The organism is Paraglaciecola mesophila, assembly GCF_009906955.1.
GTDB classification, from domain to species: Bacteria; Pseudomonadota; Gammaproteobacteria; order Enterobacterales; family Alteromonadaceae; genus Paraglaciecola; species Paraglaciecola mesophila_A.
Genome location: NZ_CP047656.1, coordinates 3681576 through 3698994 on the forward strand (window position 1 = coordinate 3681576; position 17419 = coordinate 3698994).

General features: G+C 43.8%; 14 protein-coding genes. 6 read left to right on the forward strand and 8 right to left on the reverse strand.

What is annotated here, in order from left to right:
- Positions 1 to 90: 90 nt before the first annotated feature.
- From FX988_RS15770 to FX988_RS15780, 3 genes are all read left to right on the forward strand, one after another.
- Positions 91 to 795: an NUDIX hydrolase gene (locus tag FX988_RS15770; protein WP_160181075.1), complete on the forward strand. Its 705-nt coding sequence runs from the start codon at positions 91 to 93 to the stop codon at positions 793 to 795.
- A 134-nt stretch (positions 796 to 929) separates the two neighbouring features.
- On the forward strand, positions 930 to 2081 hold the full coding sequence (locus tag FX988_RS15775; RefSeq protein ID WP_160181076.1) for a glycoside hydrolase family 43 protein: 1152 nt from the start codon (positions 930 to 932) through the stop codon (positions 2079 to 2081).
- Positions 2082 to 2205: 124 nt separating this feature from the next.
- Positions 2206 to 3606 (forward strand): sugar porter family MFS transporter, encoded by a 1401-nt coding sequence (locus tag FX988_RS15780; RefSeq protein ID WP_160181077.1) that lies wholly within the window; start codon positions 2206 to 2208, stop codon positions 3604 to 3606.
- A 516-nt stretch (positions 3607 to 4122) separates the two neighbouring features.
- Here the strand turns inward: FX988_RS15780 and xylA are convergent.
- Both xylA and xylB read right to left on the reverse strand, forming a co-directional pair.
- A complete protein-coding gene (gene xylA, locus FX988_RS15785) occupies positions 4123 to 5442 on the reverse strand; it encodes a xylose isomerase (protein WP_160181078.1) in 1320 nt (439 codons plus the stop codon).
- A 151-nt stretch (positions 5443 to 5593) separates the two neighbouring features.
- Positions 5594 to 7060, reverse strand: coding sequence for a xylulokinase (gene xylB / locus FX988_RS15790; protein WP_160181079.1), 1467 nt, complete (start codon positions 7058 to 7060; stop codon positions 5594 to 5596).
- A gap of 182 nt (positions 7061 to 7242) precedes the next feature.
- Between xylB and FX988_RS15795 the strand changes: the two genes are divergently transcribed.
- Positions 7243 to 8412, forward strand: a complete 1170-nt coding sequence (locus FX988_RS15795; protein ID WP_160181080.1) for a XylR family transcriptional regulator — start codon at positions 7243 to 7245, stop codon at positions 8410 to 8412.
- Between the two features lie 87 nt (positions 8413 to 8499).
- Here FX988_RS15795 and FX988_RS15800 read toward each other — a convergent pair whose 3' ends face one another.
- The 6 genes from FX988_RS15800 to FX988_RS15825 all read right to left on the reverse strand — a co-directional run bounded on the left by FX988_RS15800 (position 8500) and on the right by FX988_RS15825 (position 15197).
- A complete protein-coding gene (locus FX988_RS15800) occupies positions 8500 to 11211 on the reverse strand; it encodes an ATP-binding protein (RefSeq protein WP_160181081.1) in 2712 nt (903 codons plus the stop codon).
- A gap of 21 nt (positions 11212 to 11232) precedes the next feature.
- Positions 11233 to 12540, reverse strand: coding sequence for an ABC transporter substrate-binding protein (locus FX988_RS15805; protein ID WP_160181082.1), 1308 nt, complete (start codon positions 12538 to 12540; stop codon positions 11233 to 11235).
- An 86-nt stretch (positions 12541 to 12626) separates the two neighbouring features.
- Positions 12627 to 13076 (reverse strand): DUF4426 domain-containing protein, encoded by a 450-nt coding sequence (locus FX988_RS15810; RefSeq protein WP_160182209.1) that lies wholly within the window; start codon positions 13074 to 13076, stop codon positions 12627 to 12629.
- The gene (locus FX988_RS15815) at positions 13057 to 13599 is read right to left on the reverse strand and encodes a YggT family protein (protein WP_160181083.1); all 543 of its coding nucleotides are present in this window, start codon (positions 13597 to 13599) and stop codon (positions 13057 to 13059) included. The genes FX988_RS15810 and FX988_RS15815 overlap by 20 nt, the downstream gene beginning before the upstream one ends.
- 25 nt (positions 13600 to 13624) lie before the next feature.
- On the reverse strand, positions 13625 to 14446 hold the full coding sequence (gene proC, locus FX988_RS15820) for a pyrroline-5-carboxylate reductase (RefSeq protein WP_160181084.1): 822 nt from the start codon (positions 14444 to 14446) through the stop codon (positions 13625 to 13627).
- 67 nt (positions 14447 to 14513) lie between these two features.
- Positions 14514 to 15197, reverse strand: coding sequence for a YggS family pyridoxal phosphate-dependent enzyme (locus FX988_RS15825; RefSeq protein ID WP_160181085.1), 684 nt, complete (start codon positions 15195 to 15197; stop codon positions 14514 to 14516).
- A 28-nt stretch (positions 15198 to 15225) separates the two neighbouring features.
- Between FX988_RS15825 and FX988_RS15830 the strand changes: the two genes are divergently transcribed.
- The gene (locus tag FX988_RS15830; protein ID WP_160181086.1) at positions 15226 to 16269 is read left to right on the forward strand and encodes a type IV pilus twitching motility protein PilT; all 1044 of its coding nucleotides are present in this window, start codon (positions 15226 to 15228) and stop codon (positions 16267 to 16269) included.
- Positions 16270 to 16302: 33 nt separating this feature from the next.
- A complete protein-coding gene (locus FX988_RS15835) occupies positions 16303 to 17415 on the forward strand; it encodes a PilT/PilU family type 4a pilus ATPase (protein WP_160181087.1) in 1113 nt (370 codons plus the stop codon).
- Positions 17416 to 17419 lie beyond the last annotated feature (4 nt).

A 17419-nucleotide genomic window follows, 5' to 3' on the forward strand; every position in this document is an offset into this window, starting at 1 on the left:
GTTTGTTTACTGATTGTTAATGAAATGATTTTGTTTAAGATGCACCATGATGCATTGATCTGAGAATATTTAGAGTTTGGGGAAAACCGATTGGATAATAAAAGTAACGAGTCATCCAAACCACATGTGATCGATTCCTTGTCAGTAGATAATGTGGTTCTGGGAATAGAAAACGGCCGCTTGATGGTGTTAACGGCTAAATATAACACTGGGTTAGCGCAAGGGCAGTGGGGGTTATTAGGGGGCTGGGTGTCCTATGACGAATCAATTGATGATGCAGCAAAACGGATACTGAAAATGATCACTGGTGTCGACGATATGTACCTTGAACAATTTCGTGCATTCGGTGAAGTAAAGCGCTATCCAGCAGAACGTGTGGTGACCATTGCATACTATGCTTTGGTGCGTCCGGATTTGTATAAAATGATGCCTGGTGGTACCGCATCGCACGTTGAATGGTGTGATGTGCATAAGTTACCCAACTTGATTTATGACCATGGCGATATTGTAAAAGCGGTTTTATCTCATCTTAAAAACAAGGTGCGTCATGAACCGATTGGGTTCAATTTATTACCTGAAAAATTCACCCTTTTACAGCTGCAAGAAGTGTACGAAGCAATCTTAGATGTGAAACTCGATAAGCCTAATTTCAGACGTAAAATTCTGAAAATGAACCTTTTGATTGATTGCGAAGAAAAACAACAAGGCGTCATGCATCGCGCAGCGAGCCTATATCGATTCGATATGGTGGTGTATCAAAAGCTGTGTGAGCACGGGTTTAACTTTGAGTTTTAACAGGGAACAGATTGCGCTTTTTGGTTCGAGCTTTACTATTTTTATCATTGCTAAAGATTTGCTTGGCATGCGCTAGACAGGGATAATTACATATGGTTAACATGACTATAACTAAATTATAGTAGGACTTCAAAGTGCACACACGTTATTTACCTCTACTGGCCTTAGGCGCCGTCATGTTGTCAGCTTGTACAGAACAGGTTGGTCATAAAGAAGAAGCAAAGGATACTTTGCAAGTCGCAGCCAAAACGACCGCGGATGCAACGCAACAGCAAGAAGTGGAGCAAGCAGAGCAAAAAGGCTTAGATGAATATGGTTCTAAGTCTTTGCCCCTAGTAACCAATATCTATACTGCGGACCCGTCTGCTCACGTGTTTGATGGTAAGCTTTATATCTACCCATCACACGATTATGAAGCGGGTATCCCACAAAACGACAATGGCGACCATTTCGCTATGCGTGATTATCATATTTTATCCATGGATGAAGTGGGTGGTAGCGTACAAGAGCACGGCGTAGCGTTGTCGGTTGATGACGTTCCTTGGGCAGGCCGACAAATGTGGGCCCCAGATGCTGCCAGCAAAAACGGCCAGTACTATCTTTATTTTCCGTTAAAAGATCAGCAGGATATCTTCCGGATCGGTGTGGCCGTGAGCGATTCTCCCGTTGGTCCATTTACGCCTGAGCCCAAACCAATGCCAGGTAGCTTTAGTATGGACCCGGCCGTTTTTAAAGATGACGATCAGCAACATTATTTATTTTTCGGTGGAATATGGGGCGGGCAATTACAACGTTGGACAAAAGGTGAATATAACCAGCAAGATGACTACCCAGCTGACGATGAGCCTGCATTGATGCCTAAAGCAGTGAAATTGGGTGATGACATGTTATCAATGGATGGTGAGCCACAAGACATCATGATTTTAGATGAAAATGGTGAGCCGATTAAGCAAGGCGATTTAGACCGCCGTTTCTTCGAAGCTGCATGGGTGCATAAATACCAAGGGAATTATTATCTGTCTTATTCCACCGGAGATACCCACAAAATTGTTTATGCCATGAGTGACAACTTAATGGGGCCATATACTTTTAAGGGGGTGGTGCTTGACCCAGTAATTGGCTGGACAAATCACCATTCTATCGCTGAATTTCAGGGCAAATGGTATTTGTTCTATCACGACAGCACGCTTTCGAAAGGGCAGACCCATTTACGTAGCGTGAAGATGGCAGAATTAAAATATAACGACGATGGCACGATTGTGCCTTATCAGGCTTATTACAAGTAACGACACAACGGCCTGAACTATGTTCAGGCTTTGTGCTAATTAGTGCCGACAAAGAGCTAACAAACAACGCAAACAATGGCTCGTGTTTGGCGCTCTCACTAGAGATAAATAAGAGGAATAGATTTTGTCTCATAATAACGAAAATACACTGATGATTATTCTTGTCAGTTGCGTGGCGACCATAGGTGGCTTCCTATTTGGTTTTGATAGTGGCGTAATAAACGGCACAGTCGATGGGCTACAAAGCGCTTTTAATTCTGATAATGCAGGTACCGGTTTTAATGTGTCGAGCATGTTACTAGGGTGTGCAGTAGGGGCTTTTAGTGCAGGCCGCTTAGCGGATCGATTCGGGCGCCGGCCATTGCTTATCACTGCCGCCATATTCTTTATTATCAGTGCGTGGGGGTCGGGGATATCTACTTCTTCCATGGAGTTTGTAGTTTACCGTATCTTAGGCGGGTTAGCCGTAGGGGCAGCGTCAGTAATGGCGCCTGCGTATATTAGTGAGATTGCACCTGCGCGCTTTCGTGGCACGCTATCCTCAGTGCAGCAGGTGGCCATTATTTTTGGCTTGTTCTCGGCCTTTGTGAGTAACTACTTTTTGGCTGATTTTGCGGGCGCATCTACTGCTGAATTTTGGCTAGGCTATCAAGCTTGGCGCTGGATGTTTTGGATTGAGTTGATCCCAGCGACCTTGTTTTTAGTTGCATTGATGTTTATTCCTGAAAGTCCTCGTTATTTGGTTATTAGCAACAATACTGAAAAAGCCAAGCGTGTGTTGAACGCCTTGTACGGCGATGCTCAGGGGCAAAACAAGCTAACTGAAATTGAAGCGTCTCGTGAAACAGAGGAATCGAAACCGAAATTAACCGACTTAATTGATAAAGTCAGCGGTAAAATTCGCCCTATTATGTGGGTTGGAATCGGCTTGGCGGTTTTCCAGCAATTAGTTGGGATCAATGTTGTGTTCTATTATGGCGCTGTTTTGTGGCAAGCGGCTGGTTTTTCAGAATCTGACGCGCTGATGATTAACGTGATTAGTGGGGCAGTCAGTATTGCCGCTGTATTTGTCACTATGTCACTTATTGATAAAGTGGGTCGTAAGCCATTTTTGTTGATTGGCTCTATCGGCATGACGTTAACGTTAGGCACTATGGTTTATGTGTTTGCTAATTCTGGGCTAGATATTAATGGCAACTTGAGTTTAGGCGAGCAAGGTGTAGTTGCCTTGGTTGCCGCCAACGCCTATGTATTTTTCTTTAACTTGTCTTGGGGCCCGGTAATGTGGGTGATGTTAGGAGAAATGTTTCCCAATCAAATCCGTGGCTCAGGGTTGGCAGTGGCAGGTTTTGCTCAGTGGGGAGCAAACTTCATTGTGACCTTTACCTTTCCAGTATTCTTGGCCTCGATCGGGCTTGCTGGGGCATACAGTATTTATGCACTTGGGGCGTTGATATCTATCCTGTTTGTGTACAAGTTGGTAGAAGAAACTAAGGGTAAAGAACTAGAAGAAATGCACGGTTAAGGCAATCGTTTGTGTGAAAGCCGCTTCTTATAGCGGCTTTTTTTTGCCTAATTCACTTTAACTCAGGTAATTTTTTACTAGCGGGCACGTTTTTGAGGGGCCGAGCATTATGCTCGGCCTGCACCTCCCATGGATATTCTCTATCTCATTTAAGATAAGACTTGCCATTCAAAGCGTATAGCTTTGCCTATTGAGAGAGGGCGTGCGCTGTGCTGGGCACCTAGTACTTAAGAATTGTAAAGTGAGGCATGAGATAGAATACGTTAGCGGTCAGGGGCAATAATGTTAGTTACAAGGACTAAATACTGTAGATAGGGGGGGGTGTACGAAGAGGAAGACTGCTATCGCTGCGCAGCATTTGTTGTTAAGCGTGGGGATTAAAATAATGCTAACGAGAGACAAAAAAATGCCTAACGAATGTTAGGCATTTGTCGGTAAGCGCTTAACAGGACGGGCGCTTCAGACTTATACGTCATTAAAGGGCGAATAGGAGTGGCACTCGCTCTTCAAAAGGTATTAGCCGTAAAGAACGTTATTGACTTTGTTTTCAAGAAGTTCCTGCTGGCCACTAACATGCTTAGGTTGCAGGTCCTTATCAACACATAGGTTAGCTAAGGACTCAAGAGTAAACTCGCCCCCTTGAATACCTTTTCCTAATTCTCCGTTCCAGCCAGCGTAGCGTTTGCTTACTGCTTGACCAAGGAAGTCGTTTTCAATCATCTTCGCGGCTTTTTTCAGGCCCATAGCAAGGTGGTCCATACCGCCAATATGTGCAATAAACATATCTTGTGGATCAGAGCTTTGGCGACGTAATTTGGTGTCGAAGTTAAAGCCACCAGACGTGAAGCCGCCCGATTTAAGAATTTCATAAATAACCAATGATAATTCTTCAACACTATTAGGGAACTGATCCGTGTCCCAACCTAGTTGAGGATCACCACGATTGGCGTCGATACTACCAAACAAGCCAAGTGATATAGCCGTTGCCACTTCATGCTGGAACGAGTGACCCGCTAAGGTGGCGTGGTTCGCTTCAATGTTCACTTTAAATTCGTTTTCTAAACCGTATTGCTTCAAGAAGCCATAAACAGTGGCAGTGTCGTAATCGTACTGATGCTTAGTCGGCTCTTGAGGCTTAGGTTCGATTAGTAATAATCCTTTAAAGCCAATTTTATGTTTATGTTCAACAACCATGTTCATGAAACGACCTAGTTGCTCACGCTCTTGGCGTAGATCGGTGTTTAACAAGGTTTCGTAGCCTTCACGACCACCCCACAGCACGTAGTTTTCACCACCCAAACGCTTAGTCGCATTCATGGCGTGCATTACCTGAGTTGCACCATAAGTAAATACTTCAGGGTTAGGGCTAGAAGCCGCACCGCTAGCATAACGCGGATTACTGAATAAGTTCGCTGTACCCCAAAGCAACTTAAGGCCAGTTTCGTCTTGTTTCGCTTCAAGAACATCTGTCATTTGCGCGAAATTATTGATGTACTCTTTAATTGAATTACCTTCTGGTGACACATCAACGTCATGGAAACAGTAATAGGGAATATTCAATTTTGAGAAAAATTCAAACGCAACGTCAGCTTTTTCTTTTGCGCGTTGCATGGCGTCACCAGCTTGTAACCAAGGACGGTTGAACGTGCCTGCACCGAATACATCTGCTCCATCCCAACAGAAGTTGTGCCAATAACATGCAGCTAAGCGTAAATGCTCTTTCATGCTTTTACCCAACACCATTTCTTCTGGGTTGTAATGACGAAATGCCAAAGGGTTGTCTGAACTTGTACCTTCAAATTGTACTTTCGGGATATTTTTAAAATACTCAGCCATGAGGCTCTCCTAATTAATGCTGATAATGACGCTTTGTGTCCTTCATCATCACAAGTGATGAGGGGTACAACAATTACGTTTTTTAGATTAACTTTTGTGAATTGTGGGTTTTAAAAATGTCATTAGGCGCGGAATACCGCGCCATAATGGGCTATATAAATTTACTCGTTGCCTGATATAGAGCTGAGAACGTTGCACGACGGGTGGTGTAAGTGTCAGCCTTATCTCTATTCGGCTGATATACAGAATCAAGCGTCGGTTGAGGGCAAATTTGTTCGATAGGGGTGTCTGGTTGTGTCGCGAGTTGTGCCAGACGCGCAGCTCCCAAACCAGGACCTACATCACCACCTTGACGATAGGTTACTGGACGCTGCAATACATCAGCGATAAGTTGTCGCCAGTAAGGGCTTTTGGCCCCGCCGCCAATTAGGGTGATTTCATCCACTTTAACGCCTGAGGCATGCAAGGCCTCAACCCCATCGGCAAGCCCAAACGTGACGCCCTCTAATACACTGTGGGTTAATGCAACCTGAGAGCTTGAATGGGTCAAACCGAAAAACGCACCCGTGGCATTAGGGTTATTGTGTGGTGTACGCTCTCCGCTTAGGTAAGGTAAAAACATAGGGCCGTTGAGGGTATCCAGCATATTGTCTTGCTTTGCTCGCTCAAGCTCGTTCAGTAGAGCGGAGACCTCTGTTTTGGCGACTTGCTCGCTGTACCATTGTAAGCAGCTCGCAGCGCTTAGCATGACCGACATAAGATGCCAGGTACCCGGCAGGGCGTGACAAAAACTGTGTACCGCGGACTCAGGATTGCTGCGGAACCCTTCACTGACCGCAAAATAAACGCCGGATGTGCCAAGGGAAAGCATTGCCTGACCAGGTTTAACGATACCGACTCCAATAGCACCGGCAGCGTTGTCACCTGCCCCTGCAACCAAAGGGACTGGGTTCATGTTCCAGCGCTTGGCAACGTCATCACTCAAGGTACCTGTGATCTCATTGCCTTCAAATAAAGCAGGCATGTGTGATTCGTTTAATCCACTGGCCCGCAGCATGTCTTGATGCCAGCAGCGGTTATCCACGTCTAACCACATGGTGCCTGCCGCATCCGACATATCAGAGGCGAATTCTCCACTGAGCAAAAAGCGTAAATAATCTTTCGGCAACAGCACTTTATCAATTTTTGCGAACACGTCAGGCTCATGTTGCTTTACCCACAATAATTTAGGGGCGGTAAAGCCAGGCATAATAATGTTGCCAGTTATCTCTCGAGCATTCGGAACCTGCTTTTCAATTTCAGCGCACTGAGCTTCACAGCGCCCATCGTTCCATAAAATGGCAGGGCGAAGCACTTGTTGCTGTGTATCAAGTAGGGTAGCGCCATGCATTTGTCCAGCAAAACCCATTGCCTTAACGGCTGATAAGTCGTGCTGAGTATTAAGTTGGTCCATGGCTGCGCAAAAACCGTCCCACCAATCTTGTGGGTTTTGCTCAGACCACAAAGGCTTTGGTCTCGACACTTCAAACGCACTGCTTGCGCTATCTACGATTTCTCCGCTGCTGTTGGTTAGCACCAACTTTATGCCAGAGGTTCCTAAATCAACACCTAAAAACATGGGAATACCTGTCAAATAATGAGTTTGGCAAATACTAGCAGAACGATTAAATTAAACTGCAATGCAGGTAATAACGAAATTTAATAACGAAATTTCGTAACACTCTTAACGAGTAATGTAGTAGTTCCGTGATACTGGCTAATGCACTATATGAGCGGACAGTAAGAAAGATTAGGTGATATATGTTTCAAGCGAAGCACAGTATTAGTTTGTTATTTAATGCTAACAAAGTATACGACCGCCAAGTAATAGAAGGGATTGGACACTATTTGCAATCTTCAAAAGTAGACTGGGATGTGTACTTAGAGGAAGATTTTCTAACACGGTTAGATCATATTGAAGACTGGGGCGGGGATGGCATCATTGCTGATTTTGATGACCCCTCTATTCAGAAGATGCTAGTGAACAGTAAAATTCCAGTAGTTGGGGTTGGAGGTTCGTATTCCAAAGAAGAGGATTACCCAGACGTACCTTACGTCGCCACAGATAATTTTGCTGTGGTACAAGCCGCATATGAACATTTAAAAAAGAAAGGTTTAGAACGCTTTGCGTTTTATGGCTTGCCCAGTGACAAAGACCACCGATGGGCGGTTGAGCGTGAGAAAGCGGTTACCAAATTATGTGAAGCAGATGGTTATGAATGCTCTATTTATCGCGGTCATCCTACTCGGCCTGAAACGTGGCAGTACACCATGAACCGCTTATCAGATTGGCTTCAAGGCTTACCAAATCCAGTGGGGATAATCAGTGTGACCGATGCCCGTGCCCGTCATCTACTTCAGGCCTGTGAGCATATAGGCAAACTTGTGCCAGATAACATCTCTATTGTAGGGATAGATGATGATGACATCGCTCGATACTTAAGTCGTATTAGTTTGAGTTCGGTGACCCAAGGTTGTTTTGAAATGGGGTTTCAAGCTGCGAAACTATTGCATAGACGCCTAGAGAACAGTCATCTAAAAAATAAACGTGTATTGGTGCCACCTGCGGGTGTATCAGAACGCCAGTCAACTGACTTTAAAGCACTTAACGATCCTTATGTGATCCAAGCAATGCATTTTATAAGACAAAATGCCTCCAGAGGCATAAAAGTCGACCAGGTGCTAGATTATGTAGGGGTTTCACGCTCAAACTTGGAGCAGCGCTTTAAGGATGAAAGAGGGCATAGTATCCATACTGAAATCCACAATGAAAAACTGAATAAAGCGTGTGAAATGCTAGTAAAAGGCAGTGCATCTACCACAGAAATTGCCGCGTTATGTGGGTACCCATCATTACAATACATGTACGCCGTATTTAAAAAGCATTATGACAAAACGCCGCGGGAGTATCGAGAAGAGCACAGTGAGTAAACTAGTTGTTGTGAGTTAAACTAGGGGCCCTAAAAAGCCTGTTGCGATTGGGCTATAAGGGCGTGTCATTAGGTAGAGCAAACACAGTTAAGGATTGTCAGCGTTTGCTCTTGTTACTTTTTTGGCCGGAAGGTATTTACTGAACATTTCTTCGAGAGAAACAAGCTTTAGGGGTTTAGTTAAATACTCATTCATCCCAACGTCTTTAGCTTGAATAAAGTCTTCTTTCATCGCATTTGCAGATAGACCGCAAATGATTAAATCAAGTAACCCTTGCTGGCGAATTTCTTTGGTGGCCTCATAGCCATCCATAACCGGCATCTGTATATCCATTAGCACTAGGTCATAATGCGCAGAATTGATTACTTTTGTTACCGCTTGCTGGCCATTTTCGGCAATATCGAAGGTAATCCCTAATACGCGCAGCATTTCCCCTGTTACGACCTGATTAATACTGTTGTCTTCAACCAAAAGAACATGTCCGTCATATTCAAGCTGTTCTTTAAATTGCGGGCTGGGTATATCAGAAACAAACTTGTCATCATTTAATAATGCATAAATATGCGATGTGAGCTGACCCGGAGTGAAAGGATGTGTCAAACAAGCAAAACTCCACATGTTGATCAGTTTTTGCGGTAAGTTGCTAGGCTGGGTGTCAGTGATAAAGCCTACGTTTCTATTGTCACTTTTCAAACGCTGTAGGGATGTTCCTATGGCTTTGTGCTCATCTAAATCGGCAATATCGATAATAACGATATCGCGGTCAGTAATTTCATCGAGCATTGATTCCAATTGCATATGAGGAAAGTGATGAAACCCCATCGCCACATTGGCAAAGTATTGTTGTTCAATAAAGCCTTTTGGTGTTTTACTAAAATAATAGAGTTTACGCTTCAATTGAGGCTCTATGTAAAAGATATGCTGCTCGTTAGACTGTGAAATCACGGTGAACGATACTTCAAAGGTACTCCCTACGTTCACTTTTGACTCAGCGGTGACTTTACCGCCCATTAGCTTGACTAACTGCTTCACTATTGTCAGCCCTAGACCCGTTCCACCAAAATCTCGACTAGTGGAACCATCGGCTTGGGTGAATGATTCGAACACTTTATCTAATTGCTCTTTAGACATGCCTATGCCTGTGTCTCGCACTCGCGCCCTTAACAACAATTTGTTGCTGTTAGGGATGATGTCGTAAGTCACAGAAATTGTTACTGAGCCATTGCGTGTAAACTTAACAGCATTACTTGATAAATTAAGTAAGACCTGACTAATCCGTAAAGGGTCGCCTATTAGAGTAGGAGGGATATTCGGGTCACAAATAAAGCGCACGTTTAAGTTCTTTTCTTGGGCTCTGGCTGAAATATTAGTGAGTAGATTGGCAAATACCGAATTAAGCGAAAATTCGACTTGCTCGATGTCTAGCTTGCCTGCTTCTACTTTTGAGAAATCTAAAATATCATTGATTAAGCTCATTAAAATTTGGCTTGAGTAAACCACTTTGTTGAGATGCTGACGTTGCGTTGACGTTAACTCGCTTTTCATGACTACGTCTAATAAACCAATAATGCCATTCATTGGGGTGCGTATTTCATGACTCATGTTGGCCAAAAACATGCTTTTGGAGACGGTCGCTTGTTCAGCTTTGTGTTTTGCTTCCACTAGTTCAGCATTCAAGGTTTCTTGTTCACTATTAAGCCGCTGAGCTTCTAATAACAATGCCGTCGTTTGCTTATTTTTTTCATGGAACACGTCAGCAGCATTAGCGAGTTGGCCGATTTCATTTTGCTGAGTAATACCCGGAATAGCGTCTACGTCCTCACCCTTGGCAAGCTTTTTGAACACTTCCGTAATGGTATTGATCGGTAGCATGATGCGAGATGCTAAGAAGTACGCCGTGATGCAAGCTAGCAAAATACCAATAATTGAGAATAAATCACTGCTGATTTGATTGTTCTCTATATTGTTTTTTACTTGTTCATTGGTATCCCCAAGCTTTGATGTTACAAGGCGATTAAGCTCTCGCGCCATAAATAAGAATTCATTAGCAGAGCCTGCCATTACGACGTTAACCAAAAACAAATAGCCACTGGTGACATTGGTTAACTGCAGAAATTCTCCATCGATTTTGTCTAGTTTGTCCATGTGCGAGGTATAATCTTGCACTGATGTACGGTCTTGCGAGAGCAGAGCTTTTGCTTTATCTAACTCTGTACGGAAAATTTCAACCAATTGATAATCTGGGTTTAATAAGTATTGGTAAGTTACATTTTCAGCTTGGGTAATGTGATACTTAGCTCCTTCAACCTGCACTGTTGTAGAGCCGTCATGGTGGGATAGTTGGCTTAAAACATCATTGATATCTATTGATAAATGTTTATTGAACAAGGTATCGCGTTTACTTCGTCCTGCTATAACGTTAGAGAAATTGTCTTTGTATTCTGCAATGTGGCTGCGCATTCTCGCAATAAAACCGTGATACACATCGACCTGTTCTTCATTGCTCGTCAGGGCTTCGAGTTTGGCCAAGTTTTCTATCGAGCTTTGAATGAGAGAATTAAAGCGAGTAATAGCCGACTTGCTTGCGGAATCTTTGTAAATTAACACGTTGCGCTGTAAATCTAATACGTCACGCTCCAATTCGCGTACCAGACTGACCTTAATGACGGCTTGATGCGTCAAATCTAAACTATTGACGAAAGTACCTTGATTGCTGCGCGTAACAAATACTTGTAAAACAAGCAGTAGAATCAAGATGACAGAAACAAGCAGTATTTGGGCTTTAAGGGTTTTAAACACGTGTAAACTTCTCTGCCATAATTATGAACTTATAAATTCATACCATTTTTGCAAGGTATAGTCATAGGTTGGCATCGCGGTATTCCACACGGCAACATTACTAAAACGATCCGTGTAGCTTCCCCCCGAGCGCACCTGACCTCGTCGGACTGATACATTGCCATCAGGTCCTTTCAGTGGTTGGCCCGCTGGCTTACCATTATACCAATAGTCCCACTCACTTTGCTCAAGATAACCTGACGAGCGCTGTGGATTAGATATATAATAACCCTGACGAGCAATGAAAGCGCCAGGCCACCCAGACAGCCACCAATTCATATATTCATAAGCCATGTCTTTCCTTCGACCTTGGGAGCGTGACGACAAACACATCACCCCATGCCAGCCTCGGTATCCTTCTTTTGGTGCTGCAAACGTAACGGGAACGTTTTGACCATTAAGAGATGATACCGCTGGGGAAAACATGCTTTCGATATTCACGCGACCAGTGCGCATAAACTCAACTGATTCGGGTACTGAATTCCAAAAGCCACCAAAATGTTGTTGGTGTTTTAAATCGATTAGCAAATCAAACAAACGATCGAGCTCATCGGTTGTAATATTACCTATATCGGCAAACTTGAGCATGCCACTAGCGTCTGCAGCAAGGGCGAGATCAAATAACCCAATGGTTGGATCGTTGATAATACCCACTTTTCCTCTGTATTTACTGTCTAGCAACCAACCCCAGCTCTCAGTCTTGTAGGCAATTCCTTTGACTATTTCATTGGTGTTGTAACCGAAGGAGTCCACATTGTGAACATAGGGAAGAAAGCTAACTCGACCGGTTTGCTCACTGCCAAGGGTGCCATCTTTTTGAATATTTACAATTTTAAAAGGGGCATCGCCCGCTCCATATTTTGCTGCTGGCGTGACCTTGCCGGTTTTACACAAGGAATTAATTTCGTCCCAGTGCGCAATACGTTTTGTTTCAATAGGTTGGATAGAGCCGTTTCGCCAAAGCGGGCGAATACTATTCGACCACTGCTCATAAATATCAAAGCTTTCAGGCGCTAAAAGCCCACGCTGCAGCACTCCAGGACTGCCTTTAGGCTCGAATTTAATATCGATACCAAGATCGCTCATGGCGCGTTGGCGCAATGGCTCTTGTAACGTAACGTGTGTGCCTAAAACACGTAACGTCAACTTATTTCGAGCAAAAACGTAGGGTGCATGCAAGACAGAGGTGCCTAGCGCTACACCTTTAGCAATGGTTGTTAGTGTGCTCCGTTTTGATTTATCTACCGGTAAAATATCTACTGGTGATTCCATTTTACACTGCTTATGCATGTTAGCCTCCGATTGGAGATTAAACAGTAAGTGAGAACGACAAATGACGCAATGTTATCTAGGCATAACTTTGGTCTAAATTTTTCCTATTCAGCGTAAAATTTATGTTGAAACTTAAGGACTTGCTGGTCAGTTCCGTCATTTATGTTGACTGTAATGCGAAAGGTTTCCTGATCACTAAAAGGCAATGCCGCTATGTAATAAATGGCATCCCCTTCACTGACTTCTTTGAACGTTAGGTTTTTGCTGACGCCGAGTAAATTGCGAGCAGTACCGGTTAATACAGCGGACTGGGCTTTTTGATCCGCTTTGTTCAGTACCGAAATGTTAATTATGCCATTATATTTACTGCGCACTATCGAGTAATGTTTAGCAATATCAGGAGTAATAAAAGTGCTGTTCAAGGCGATATAGTGCACATCCCAGTTACCCAATGTTTCTTTTTGCTCAGCTAACGCTATTACCGAGAAAAGTAGATTGGCAAGCAACATCAAGCCGCCAGCCAATAGCGAGCGTTTAGAAATAACCAAAGATATCACCCAGTAGTTTTTGTAAAAATATAATCACTAAAATAACCACCATAACGGATAAATCTAAACCGCCTAGGCTAGGAAGACGTCTTCTAATAGGGGCGAGTAGTGGCTCTGTTAATTGACCTAACACCATATCCATAGGGTTGTAACCTTGGCTGACCCAGCTCATGATGGCGCGAATAATCAACACCCACATCATCAGCGAAAGCGCTTCTTTAACTACTAAATAAAATGACCCAATTACTAGCCCTAAAGGATTAATGTTGGTGTTACCTATCAGTAGGTTTAATGCGACTATTTTTAAACCCGCCACTAATAGCGCTAACACTAAGGTTGCGGTGTCTATTCTACCGATGGAAGGAAGTATCCTGCGCAGCGGCCCGACTATGGGGTGAGTGGCTTTGACCACAAACTGACTAAAAGGGTTATAGAAATCCGCTCTGGCTAATTGTAACCAAAAGCGCAGCAGCACTACCATTAAGTACAATTCGAACAGGGTACTGACTAAAAACTGCATCGCGCTCATAGATATAAGTCTTCCTAAAAACTAATTAAAACAATTTGGCCATTTCTTCGGCTCGGGTAACGGCCGCTTGCATAGCACCAGATACCAATGTATCGATACCTTGCTCTTGAAAATGCTCCACGGCTTTCGCGGTGGTGCCACCTTTTGAAGTAACTTGGGCACGCAATTCGCTTATTTCAAGTTGCGGATTGTGACAAACCATTTCTGCTGCACCTAGCATAGCCTGCTGAACAAGTAAGCGGGCGGTTTGGTGATCAAATCCTTGGCTTTCAGCTTCTTTTTGCATCGCTTCTAAAAAGGTATAAAAATAGGCTGGGCTGCTCCCTGCGGCGGCAATAACGCCGTTGATCAGTGATTCTTTGTCAACCCAGGCAATTTCGCCTACTTGAGCCATCAAATCACCTGCATAGTCTCTATCTTGTTGGCTAACATGTTCAGTAGCATAGAGGCCTGTCATGCCTTTTCCAAGAGAGCTAGGGGTGTTGGGCATAGTACGCACTATGTTTGTTTGGCCGCCTAGCATTTCGCCTAAGCGAGAAGTTTCAATGCCTGCTGCGATGGAGATAAATAACTTGCCGTCTAAAGAGACTGTGTCTTTTAAATTGGCACACATCTCTTCCATTAGTTGAGGTTTAACGGCCAGTACAATCACTTCGGCGCTTTCTACAGCGTGTTTATTTTGCTGAGTAATCTGAATAGAAAAATCACTTTCAAGGGCTGTTAACTTAGGCATAGATGGATTGCTGGCGATGATCTTATCGGCTGGGTAGCCACTGTTACACATGCCACTGATGATGCTTCTGCTCATGTTTCCTGCGCCGATAAAGGCGATATGTCTATGTTGCATAATTATCCTATGTTGTGGTTTTCAAAGAATGAAAATCGATATTGATTGTATAAAATTAAGCTCGATTTTACTGACGGGAACCGAAAATTGCGCTGCCGATCCTAACCATGGTTGATCCGCACTCGATAGCCAATTGCATATCGTTTGACATTCCCATACTTAGAGTATCAATTTGCGGGTATTTTGTCTGTAGTTGCACAAATAGTGCGTTCATAGCGGATAAACTATCACGCTGCATTTCTGCATTTTGTTGCACTCTCGGGATGGTCATCAATCCACGTAAGGTCAAATTCGGCATGTTACTTATTTGCTCAGCCAGTAGATTTACCTCTTCTGGGGGCACACCAGCTTTACTGGCTTCATTGTCGATATTAACTTGAATACATACGTTTAGCTTTTTGTGAGCACTGCGTTGGTCGTTCAAGCGCTGCGCTATTTTGAGACGGTCTATACTGTGAACCCAATCAAAGTTTTCCGCCACAAGCCGGGTCTTGTTTGATTGCAAAGGGCCGATAAAATGCCATTGAATATCATCGAATTCGCGAAGTTGCTGAATTTTGTCTACACCTTCTTGGACATAATTTTCACCGAATAAACGGTGTCCAGCTTCATACGCTTGCACGATATCTGATACGGGTTTGGTTTTGGTTACTGCTAGTAATTTGACTGAATTTGCTGGACGATTAGCTTCACAAACACTCTTTGTGATTGTTTTCAGTGCGATTTTAAGTCGTTCTGCTATTGTTCCCATATTGCAACTTGTTAACGGAGAATAGGCTTTGGATATTACCGAACTTTTAGCCTTTAGTGTCAAAAATAACGCATCTGATTTACACCTATCAGCTGGGCTGCCGCCGATTATTCGGGTCGATGGTGAAATGCGCCGGTTGAATGTTCCTGCCTTAGATCACAAGCAAGTGCATGGACTGATATACGAAATTATGAATGATAATCAGCGCAAAGAATACGAGGAAAACCTCGAGACTGACTTTTCATTTGAAGTAAAAGACTTATCTCGTTTTCGGGTAAATGCCTTTGTACAAAATCGCGGTGCTGCAGCAGTGCTAAGAACCATTCCCAGTAAAATACTTAGTTTGGATGATTTAGGCGCACCGCAGATTTTCAAGGATATTATCAATCAGCCTACGGGAATTGTATTGGTTACAGGGGCGACGGGGTCAGGTAAAAGCACCACACTAGCTGCCATGGTTGATCATATTAATCGTCATAAGCGCGAGCATATATTGACCATTGAGGATCCGATCGAATTTGTGCACGAAAACAAACTGTGTGTCATGAATCAACGTGAGGTACACCGTGATACTCACAGTTTTAGCAATGCGTTACGCTCAGCTTTACGTGAAGATCCCGACGTTATTTTAGTGGGGGAGTTACGGGACCTAGAAACAATCCGCTTAGCCATATCCGCGGCCGAAACGGGGCATCTCGTTTTTGGCACTTTGCATACCAATTCTGCGCCTAAGACCATTGACCGATTAATTGATGTATTCCCTGCAGAAGAGAAATCCATGGTGCGCTCCATGTTATCTGAGTCTTTACGGGCGGTGATTTCACAAACATTGCTTAAAAAAGTTGGTGGTGGACGTGTGGCGGCGCACGAAATTATGCTTGGTATCCCGGCGATTCGAAATCTTATTCGTGAAGACAAAGTGCCTCAAATGTACTCTGTCATGCAAACTAGCCAAGCCCACGGTATGCAAACTATGGATCAGTGTTTGCAGAAAATGGTCGCTCAGGGACTGATTACCAATGAAGATGCATCGTCGTTATCTATTGATAAAAAACCTGGTGTGAATTTTTAGCCCAATTGGATAAACCATTAAGTCGAGACCATTATGGATCTAACCCCTTACTTACAAGAAATGACAGATTTAGATGCCTCTGATTTGTTTATCACCGTAGGCATGCCCATTAGTGCGAAAATTAACGGTCAACTTACCCCTGTTGGAGGCAGAAAATTAGACGAAGAGAGTGCGTGGGGGTTAGTGCAAGACGCCATGACAGACGCGCAGAAAGAGCAATTCGTGCAAACAAAAGAATGTAATTTTGCTATTGCCCGTGAGGGAATAGGGCGATTTCGTTGCAGTGCTTTTTGGCAGCGAGATATGCCGGGCATGGTGGTGAGGCGCATTGTCACTGAAATACCCAAAGCAGATGACCTAGGCTTACCACCCGTGCTCAAAGACATCATCATGAGCAAACGTGGTTTAGTGTTGTTTGTTGGTGCAACGGGGACCGGTAAATCGACTTCGCTGGCAGCGCTTATCGGTCATCGTAATAAACACTCCAAGGGGCATATTCTCACGATAGAGGATCCGATTGAATTCGTGCATGAGCACCAAAGCAGTGTGGTGACTCAGCGAGAAGTGGGTATTGATACTCAATCGTTTGACGATGCGTTAAAAAGCTCACTGCGCCAAGCGCCAGATGTGATTTTGATTGGTGAAATTCGTTCTATGGAAACCATGGAGTATGCCATGTCGTTTGCGGATACCGGCCATTTGTGCGTAGCGACACTGCATGCTAATAATGCCAATCAGGCGATTGAGCGTATTATGCATCTCGCCCCGCCAGAGCAGCACGAAAAACTGCGATTTGATTTAAGTTTAAACATGCGCGCCGTGATCGCACAGCAGTTAGTGCCGACCGTTGATGGCAAGGGACGGGTCGCAGCTATTGAAATTCTGTTAAATTCTCCATTGGTAACTGATTTGATTCAGCGTAATGAAATAGGCAGCTTGAAAGATGCTATGCGTAAAGGTAAAGAACTGGGAATGCAGAGTTTTGATATGGCGTTATATACCTTGTATCAAGAACAAAAAATCAGTTTAGAACAAGCGATACATCATGCGGACTCACCAAATGATTTGCGCCTGATGATTAAGCTAGACTCAGATCAAGGCAACGCTTTAGGCTCCTTATCCAATGTATCCATTGACATGGATTAATATG